The 9,038-nt window shown below is 34.7% G+C and carries 10 protein-coding genes; 8 read left to right on the top strand and 2 right to left on the bottom strand.

The window, feature by feature from the left end; genetic code table 11:
* Positions 1-32: 32 nt before the first annotated feature.
* Positions 33-1,067 (bottom strand): IS701 family transposase, encoded by a 1,035-nt coding sequence (locus PN471_RS03620; protein ID WP_271775706.1) that lies wholly within the window; start codon positions 1,065-1,067, stop codon positions 33-35.
* A gap of 232 nt (positions 1,068-1,299) precedes the next feature.
* Between PN471_RS03620 and PN471_RS03625 the strand changes: the two genes are divergently transcribed.
* From PN471_RS03625 to PN471_RS03660, 8 genes are all read left to right on the top strand, one after another.
* Complete coding sequence (locus PN471_RS03625) at positions 1,300-2,136, top strand: EcoRI family type II restriction endonuclease (protein ID WP_271775697.1); 837 nt, start codon at positions 1,300-1,302, stop codon at positions 2,134-2,136.
* Between the two features lie 12 nt (positions 2,137-2,148).
* A complete protein-coding gene (locus tag PN471_RS03630) occupies positions 2,149-3,189 on the top strand; it encodes an adenine-specific methyltransferase EcoRI family protein (protein WP_271775698.1) in 1,041 nt (346 codons plus the stop codon).
* A 111-nt stretch (positions 3,190-3,300) separates the two neighbouring features.
* Positions 3,301-3,633, top strand: coding sequence for a GIY-YIG nuclease family protein (locus PN471_RS03635; protein ID WP_442867128.1), 333 nt, complete (start codon positions 3,301-3,303; stop codon positions 3,631-3,633).
* A 3-nt stretch (positions 3,634-3,636) separates the two neighbouring features.
* Complete coding sequence (locus tag PN471_RS03640) at positions 3,637-3,843, top strand: hypothetical protein (RefSeq protein WP_271775700.1); 207 nt, start codon at positions 3,637-3,639, stop codon at positions 3,841-3,843.
* Between the two features lie 212 nt (positions 3,844-4,055).
* Entirely contained in the window at positions 4,056-4,559 is a 504-nt protein-coding gene (locus tag PN471_RS03645) for a TlpA family protein disulfide reductase (RefSeq protein ID WP_271775701.1), read from the top strand.
* Positions 4,560-4,938: 379 nt separating this feature from the next.
* Positions 4,939-5,781: a cytochrome c biogenesis protein CcdA gene (locus tag PN471_RS03650; RefSeq protein ID WP_271775702.1), complete on the top strand. Its 843-nt coding sequence runs from the start codon at positions 4,939-4,941 to the stop codon at positions 5,779-5,781.
* Between the two features lie 4 nt (positions 5,782-5,785).
* Positions 5,786-6,340: a sigma-70 family RNA polymerase sigma factor gene (locus tag PN471_RS03655; RefSeq protein ID WP_271775703.1), complete on the top strand. Its 555-nt coding sequence runs from the start codon at positions 5,786-5,788 to the stop codon at positions 6,338-6,340.
* 2 nt (positions 6,341-6,342) lie between these two features.
* Complete coding sequence (locus PN471_RS03660; protein WP_271775704.1) at positions 6,343-7,089, top strand: anti-sigma factor; 747 nt, start codon at positions 6,343-6,345, stop codon at positions 7,087-7,089.
* A 247-nt stretch (positions 7,090-7,336) separates the two neighbouring features.
* Here PN471_RS03660 and PN471_RS03665 read toward each other — a convergent pair whose 3' ends face one another.
* A complete protein-coding gene (locus PN471_RS03665) occupies positions 7,337-8,797 on the bottom strand; it encodes a sensor histidine kinase (protein ID WP_271775705.1) in 1,461 nt (486 codons plus the stop codon).
* Positions 8,798-9,038: the final 241 nt, after the last annotated feature.

The raw sequence follows: 9,038 nt of genomic DNA on the forward strand, positions 1-9,038 counted from the left end.
AATAGGACTTACGCATTGACAAAAAAATGAATCTATGTTGATGAAGCAGCACAAGCATTGGTAAGATTGTCCACAATGTAGTCGCGCACAACTAAAGTGAATAAGTTTCTTTGCACTTCATACCAATTAGAAATTATGTTTTCAGAGCGCATTTTTTCTAAACGAACAAATGCTTGAAGTGAACAAAATATGTGTGTTTTGATTGCTTGGCTATCTCTCACCATAAATCGACAAATTCCACATACTTGTTTAATGGCTCTGTGAAAACTTTCAATTCCCCAATGGGTATCATGAATTGTTACAAATTCGCTTCTGGTTATTTCCTGGAGAGATTCTTCATCTGGTAGATATAATATATAGTGCCTAGAGTCTTCTTTTTTGAAGTCTTTCCTAAACAATTTAATAAATCCAAATTCTCTCAAATGAGTTCTCAATCCTTCATCTGAAATTTCTAAACTTCTCACCTGGCAATACTTTCCAGGTTCATTTGATACAGTTCTATTTTTCTCAATCCCAAATAGAAAACCCAATTTCTGGTTTCTTAAAAATTTTAAGTTTTCTACTCCTGAGTACCAACTATCTCCTGTTACTATTCTTGGTTGTACACCCCAATCAATTACTTCTTTGAGCATTTCTTGGAAATAATCGTTCTTTGTCTTTCCCTCCTTTTTATCATATATTCTATAATTTATTGGTACTGAATTCCCATACACATCGCTGTAATACAGTGTTATTAAATTTAATCCTTTGATGCTTTTATGATATTTGCCAGACCAAAAATAACCGATTAATTCGGCATTTTTGGGGTCACTATACAATTTTTCTATGACTGTGTCATCAACACTTAAAATCCCTCCTACTATATTGATAATTTCTTTCACGGAATCGAATAAATCTTTTGGTTCGTATCTCTCTCTCGACAAAAATCTGTTGACGCTATCATGTGAAACGTTTTCTAATATTTCTGCTAATCTACAACATCCTCCATGCTTTGGCTCTGATAGCAAAAACAGAGTGTAATGTTCCAGATTGCATTGTGCTGTGGAAGGTTTGCTGATTTTTCTAATTGTCCGATACCTGATAAGTAGATGATACTTTTTATCAATACACTATTTTACTACTTTGTCAATGCGTAAGTCCTATCCCACTACACTGGTGTATTATACAGAAAAATCCTGTATAACTTGACAAGAATCGCCTGTAATGTTTACTATATACCTGTATTAAAAAGTATTGTACATAAAGAGAACAAAGTACCGAAAGTTTTAAGTAAAAATGAGGTAATAGTAAAGAAACAATATGTCTAAAAAAAATCAATCAAAAAGATTAACGAATCAACATAAAGAGTCTCAAGGTGTAGTTGGTATATTTGGAAATGAAGCAAAGTCCCACGATATAGCAGTTGGACAAATTTCACGCTTTGTAATTAAACAGCTTGAAAAGGAATTTCCTCAATTATCTTTTAAATACAAAACAAGCATAAGTAAAAAAGAAATAAACGAAGCGTTACAGAAACTTGATTCAGAATTAGGGCAAACACTTTTTGTGCCAAATTCACGTATTAAACCTGATGGTGGAATAATTCAAGTAAAAGACGATAACGGTAATTGGAGGGTGGTGCTTGTAACGGAAGCTAAACATCAAGGGCAAGACATTGAAAATATCCAAAAAGGAAAACTAGTTGGTAAAGATAATAATCAAGACTTGATGGCTGCTGGTAACACAATAGAAAGAGCGCATAAAAACATATCAGAAATTGCTAATTTTATGCTATCTGAATCCCATTTTCCCTACATCTTATTTCTGGAAGGGTCAAACTTTCTAACTGAAACTATTTCAATTAAAAGACCTGATGGAAGGGTGGTAACTCTTGATTATGATTCAGGGATGCTAAATAGATTAGATAGATTGACCTCTGCAAATTATGGAATGCCAATTAACACTAATTTGTGTAAAAATAAATTTGTTAAGCATAATGATAAAACAATTATGATTCAAGCAGCTTCAATTTATACACAAGGAAATGGAGAAAAATGGGATGAAAAAAAAATGTTTGATATTATGATTGAAGTGTCTAAGTCCTCTCTTAAGGCATTAGGTAGTGAAATATTTAACCAAATTACCAATAACGAATAATACGGGTTGATAATGGCAAGAAAAGTACAGCACTCTTTGTTAAAAAAAGCAAAACAAAATAAAAATGACGAATTTTATACACAGCTTTCAGATATAGAAAATGAGTTAAAGCATTATAAAAGTCATTTTAAAAATAAAGTAGTTTTTTGTAATTGCGATGATGCTCGGATTAGCAATTTTTTTAATTACTTCGCATCAAATTTCTCAGAATTGGGTATTAAAAAATTAATGACTGCTTGTTATAGAAAACAAGAAAGGGATTTGTTTAATACCGAAGAAGTTGAAAATGGTTTTTTCTTTGAATATACAGGTCTAGAGGGAGAAAGAATTAAACCAAGTTCAACTGACATCGTTCATTTTAAAGGTGATGGCGATTTTCGTAGTGCTGAAAGTATCGAACTGTTAAAGCAATCCGATATTGTTGTTACTAATCCTCCATTTTCATTATTTAGGGAGTATGTGGCTCAATTAATTAAATACGATAAAAAATTCTTAATAATTGGCAATATTAATGCTATCACCTATAAAGAAATATTTAAGTTAATTAAGGAAAACAAGGCGTGGTTAGGAATAAACCTTGGTAGAGGTATTTCAGGTTTTATTGTCCCCGAACACTATGAACTCTATGGCACAGAGACTAGGATTGATAGCTCTGGAAATAGAATAGTTTCTCCAAACAATTGTCTATGGTTGACTAATTTAGACACTTTTAAACGACACGAATATATGACTCTCACAAAGAGATATTTTGGAAACGAAATTGAATACCCCCATTATGACAACTATGATGGTATTAATGTTGATAAAACACAAGACATACCATTAGACTACAAAGGATTTATGGGTGTACCTATAACATTTCTACATAAATTCAATCCCGATCAGTTTGAAATAATTAAATTCAGAAAAGGGAATGATGAAAAAGATTTGTCAATAAATGGAAAATGTCCATATTTTAGGATTATAATCAAAAATAAACGAATATTGACTGAATTATCTAACAATAGTGCAATAGCGAAGCGCTCCGTAGGAATCGCCAATCCTGTAGGGTAAGTTAATGAAATGTAAAGCGCCTTTTTCTGTGGCATGATGAGTTCGATAATCTACAATCTACCTTCTGTGCCAACGAACAACTCTGAAATCCAGAACCAAGCAAGAAACATTTTGGATGCAATTGCGTTTACTCCCTTTGAGCAATGCCAACCCTTGAGCCGGGATTTTAGCGATATTCCTGATCGCCCCGGTATTTACGCAGTTAGACATAGATATCAAGGATTGCTTTACATTGGTAAAACCAAAAGTTTAAGAAGTCGTTTTAAAGGTGGACATAAAGCTTTTTTGTGGGCTTGGCTCGATCAATATAAAAGTGAAGATGTAAGAATTGCAGTGCAGACAATACCTTACTCGAAAAACCCTGAGCTACTATTAGAACTAGAGGCGATCATTTTGAGAGCAACTGAGCCACCATATAACGTTAAAATTCCTATGGAGTCCTAACCCATGCAAGTGAAACTTTCGGAGCAAATTTCGTCCGATGATGCGGAAATTATTTTAAAACACTTACCAGAATGGATTCAGGATGCCTTGATTTCTCGTGCTACTGAAATTGATTATCCCGTTGAAGCAATCATTGAAATGGCGATCGCCAGTTTTTTAGACACAGAAGCATTAAGTTTTGCCGATTGTAAGCCAGGGCGAAGTCAATAAGTATAAAAAATTACTGTATCAAACTGAACCCGTGGGGTGTGTTAATGCAATATAGCGCACCATCATATGTATGTACATCAGTGTAACGCACCGTACTTTATACATAAAAATTGGTATAAAAAAAATCTTTAAAAAAATCTCAAATTTGATAAATCCATTTTGGCTTGAGCTTTGTATATCTAATGAAAGCCAAAATCAATCACATCAAAATCATGAAAAAGCTTACAACCCTTTCCTTATTAGGTATCGCCGGCTTAGTTAGTATGATTGGGATTACTCATAGCGTTAATGCTGGTATTTTCTCCCAAAATACTCAAACTCAAGAAATCAGCGCTCAACCTAAAGAAATGATGGGTAAACAAGGAGAAATATCATTAGCTAAAGAACTGCAAGGAAAACCCGTAGTAGTGGATATTTATGCCACTTGGTGTTCAAAATGTAAAAATATTGCACCTACTTTATCTAGTCTCAAAGGAAAGTATAAAGATAAAGTCAATTTTGTAGTTTTTGATGTCACAGATAAAAAAACCAGTGCTGCTAGTGAAAAGAAAGCTAAAGAATTAGGTTTATATAAATTCTTCCAAGATAATAAATCTAAAACTTCCACTGTTGCGATTATTAACCCTGCCAATGGTAAAGTGATCACTCAGTTTAGAAATAACACAAATCAAGATGATTACAAAAAAGTCTTAGATGCACAGATAGGTAAAAAATAATCAGGTTTTTAGTCTTAAACCCTGCCAAATAAGGATTTTAGACTTCATAAGTATTTTCATAGTCTACTATCAATACTGCTCGGTTAAGGCTAAAAAGTAATTATACGGTAGGTTAGGTTGAGGAACGAAACCCAACATTATCCAATACTACTCGGTTAAGCCTTTTTTGGGCATTACAAATAACGATATTTCAAGGGCTTCAGCCTTATTTATTTCGTTAACCGAGCAGTATTGCAACATTATCAAGAATTTTGTTGGGTTTCGCTGTCGCTCAACCCAACCTACATTTCCTTAACCGACAAGTATTAAGTCTACTATTTCTAGGAGGCATTTTCCGAAATGTCTCCAATTTTAACCACGCTCAAATTAGGAGAATATCATGTTATCTGAAACAGAAAATAAACAGAATGATTCGCAATTCAAAAAATCCAAAAAATTTGGATTACCTTTAATTCTATTTTTAGGAACTATCTTATTAATCTTAGGAGTACATTATTTTGAAGCCGCTTCTAGTGGTTTAGAATATGCGATTTCATTAATTGAAAATACTTATCAGCAATGGTTTGGAAAACAGAATACTAGCAGCTCATTAATATTGTTTCCTTTGGCATTTATTGGTGGTTTATTAGCTAGTGTTTCTCCCTGTATTTTGGCACTTTTACCAGTGAATTTAAGTTATATTGGCACAATCAAAATTACCTCCCGTCGGGATGCGTTTATTAAGGCTGGTTTATTTGTTTTGGGGAATATAACCATACTCAGTATGTTTGGTTTATTTTCTTCCTTTGCATCTTTTGTAATTGTGGATTTTCGTGGTTACATTAATATTATTATTGGGGCAATTATTCTAGTTATGGGTTTGAGTTTTGCTGGAGTTTTCCATTTACCTTTACCCCAAACTCAAATATCTTTACCAATTAATGGCCCCTATGGAGTTGGCTTAACATTTGCTTTAGTGAGTTCTCCCTGTGCTAGTCCGGTACTGTTTGCAGTTTTAGCCGCCGCCGCCGCCACTGGTTCTCAGCTTCTTAGTGTTTTAACAATGGTGTTTTACGCTTTGGGGTATACATTTATTATCTTCCTTGCCAGTTTATTCACAGGACTGGTCAAACAACGTCAGGTATTATTAAATAAGTCTGATTGGGTAATTCGCTTTGGTAGTGCTGCTTTAATACTTGCGGGAGGATACTATATTGTTACGGGTATTCGCTGGTTTTTCTAAAAAAATGTTACCTAACCAGACAGATGTAGAGGTGTTTGCATCTCTAAAATCCGGTAATTTGTCAGCTTTAGGTACTATTTATGACCGTTATGGAGAAGCTGTTTATCGCTTGGCTTTACGGATGCTGGGGAATGTGACTGAAGCGGAAGATCTAACTCAGGAAGTGTTTTTAGCTTTTTGGCGTAATTCTAGTTATGACCCAAATCGGGGTACTATGTTAACTTTTTTGATGACTATAACTCGTTCGCGGGCTATTAATCGTTTATCACAAAAGCGATCGCAATTACAACTAGTTGAACGGTTAGGAAATACTCAACCTCCAGATGTCAACAATCCACTTATGGATCAAGTTTCGGTATCAGAAGTTTCGCAAATTGTCACTGAAGCATTACAACAGATACCAGAAAATCAACGCCAAATTTTAGAAATGGCTTACTATGATGGCTTGAGTCAATCGGAAATTACTAAACAGTTAAATATACCTTTAGGGACTGTAAAAACTCGGACAAGACAAGGATTATTAAAACTTAGAAAACTGCTGACAAATTTGGTGGAATAATTATGGAAAATCAACAAGCTGGAGAATGGGATGAACTTTTAGCAGGTTATGTTTTAGGGGATCTTTCCCCGGAAGAAATTGTCAAAGTTAAAGAACATTTAGCACAAAATCCAGAATTAAGAACAGAAGTAGCTAATTTAGAAATAACCTTATCTTTATTACCTCTATCTTTACCGCAAACTACGCCATCAAAAAGTATTAGGGAAAATATTCTTCAATCTGCACAGGTATCTTTGATATCTTCTCCATCTTTACCCATTTGGAAAAAACCGCAGATATGGATGTTATTAATTGTAGGTTTGGGGGCTATGGCTATGACAGCATTAGGATTTACAAATTATCGCTTGCAGCAACAACTGGCTGTAGCAGAAACAGAATTATCTAGTTATAAAGATGCGATCGCTTTATTACGTAAACCTAACAACCGTCTACTGGCAATTAAAAGCATGAAAGATCAACAACAATCTTCTGGTAGCTTATTAATTGCTCCCCAGGAACAAACAGCCATGTTAAGTTTACAAAATATATCCCCATTACCCCAAGGAAAAGTTTATCGAATGTGGGCGTTTGTGGATGGAAAAAAAGTAGCTTGTGCAGAATTTATTCCTAATCAAGAAGGTAAAGTATTTTTAAAATTACCTTTAGAAAATTGGGCAAATACTACTACTATAGCAGTTACTATTGAACCATCGGCAGAAACCCCAGAACCTACTGGAGAAACTGTGATGATGGGAGGAAAATTACTATAAGTAATTGGATAAAATTAATTAAGTAGGGTTTGCTGAAAAAGTTGTCTGTGAGGGCTAGGAGTCAGCACTTCGGCTTCGCTCAGTGACCAGTCAGGAGGAAGAATTAGAAGAAGAGAAGAATAGTATTAAATCTGGTCAAGTGATAGGTTTTTGCTAATTTCAACCCTTATTCTTTGCACTTATTTCACCTTTTTTACCTTCAAACTCTTGATATATCTCAGTTCTAGGTTTATTCAGCAGCCTCTACTTACACAAATTGTTTTCTATTTTTTTCTTCTGACTCCTGAATAATAGGCGTAGGCTCTGCGCTTCTACCTCCTAAACTCTGCTGTTTTTTTTGTGAGTGATGGGAGACAACTGGGATTTTGATAATAAATTCAGAACCTTCTCCGGGAGTAGATATACAATAAAGTTCACCACCATGTTTTTCGACTACGATTTGGTAGCTAATTGATAATCCTAATCCTGTTCCTTTGCCTACGGCTTTGGTGGTAAAAAATGGGTCAAATAATCGTTTTTGTACTTCTTCGGAAATGCCTGAACCATTGTCGGCAATGCTAATAATAGCATGATTATCATCAGTTAGTTCTGTCCGTATGCGAATTTGGAGCTTTTCGCGGGTTTTTAGGATGGAATTATTGCTTTCTGAAAGAGCGTCAATAGCATTGGCTAAAATATTCATGAATACCTGATTTAGTTGCCCCGCATAGCAATCTATTAGGGGTAAGTTATTATATTCTTTAATTAATTCGATTTCTACACGATCAGGTCTAGCTTTTAAAGTATGTTTGAGAATTATTAATGTATTTTCTATACCTTCATGAATATCAACGGGTTTAATTTCTGCTTGGTCTAATCGAGAAAAGTTGCGTAAAGATAAGACAATTTCATTTACTCTTGTAGCACCAACTTTCATGGAGGATAATAATTTTGGTAAATCTTCCAGCATAAATTCTATTTCGATGCCCTTTTCTCTAGCTTCCGCTATTGTGTCGCCATAGGATGGTTCTTGTTTATACTTTTCCATTATGTAGAGAATATCTTTAACATATTCGATGGCATAATTGAGGTTGCCATAAATAAAATTCATGGGATTATTGATTTCATGGGCAATACCAGCTACTAATTGTCCCAAGGCGATCATTTTGTCGTTTTGTAATAATCGGCTGTAGTTATGCTGAAGATCACGGAAGTCTGCTTTAGCTATTCTGGCTTTTTCTGTTTCTTTTTGGAGTCGAGCTAGTGTGAGAACATGAATTTGGGAGTGGGCTAAAAGTAATTGATGAAAATCTAATAATCCATATTGATAAGATTGATCTGTAATGACAATTGGCTCATAAACCTGTTTGTGCGATCGCCCTAAAGCTATTTGAGTTGCTTCGACAATGGGGGTATTTTCTAGGCAAATAAATGTTTCCGGTTGTAAGAAATTATGAAGATATTCGACAGGGCGACCGGCAAATAGTCCTAAACCATAGGTATGACTCATTTGTTCAAAAAACAGCCGCCGAGAAATCATGCCAGCATATTTTCTGTCTTTAGTCAAGATAATTCCTGGCAGCAAAGGATCTTCTGCAAAAATTTTTGCTAATTCATTACCAGGACGATCTATTTCTATTTGTATTGTCCAAACTGGTAATTCTTGTAACGTTGACTCTAGCTTGAGGTTTAGCTGATCCATATTATGCACACTATGTATAGCCAGCATCTTTTTATCCTTAACCTAAGATTAATATTGGTTGGGGTTTTTGACATGATTGATCAGACTTAGATAGATATAGACGTTTCCATATTAGTGAGTTACAAAGTTTTTTTAGCTTAATCAGCAGAAGCCCCACGTCTCACTCTTAGGAGCGTGGGATGAATGCGCGTGAGTTGAGTTGCGTAGCCCAAATTGTATTTGAGCGTAGCGAAAACAAAGAAGGCTACAGCGACGAAACGAACAAAAT

It is taken from the genome of Aphanizomenon sp. CS-733/32 (assembly GCF_028330045.1).
Classification (GTDB): Bacteria; Cyanobacteriota; Cyanobacteriia; order Cyanobacteriales; family Nostocaceae; genus Dolichospermum; species Dolichospermum gracile.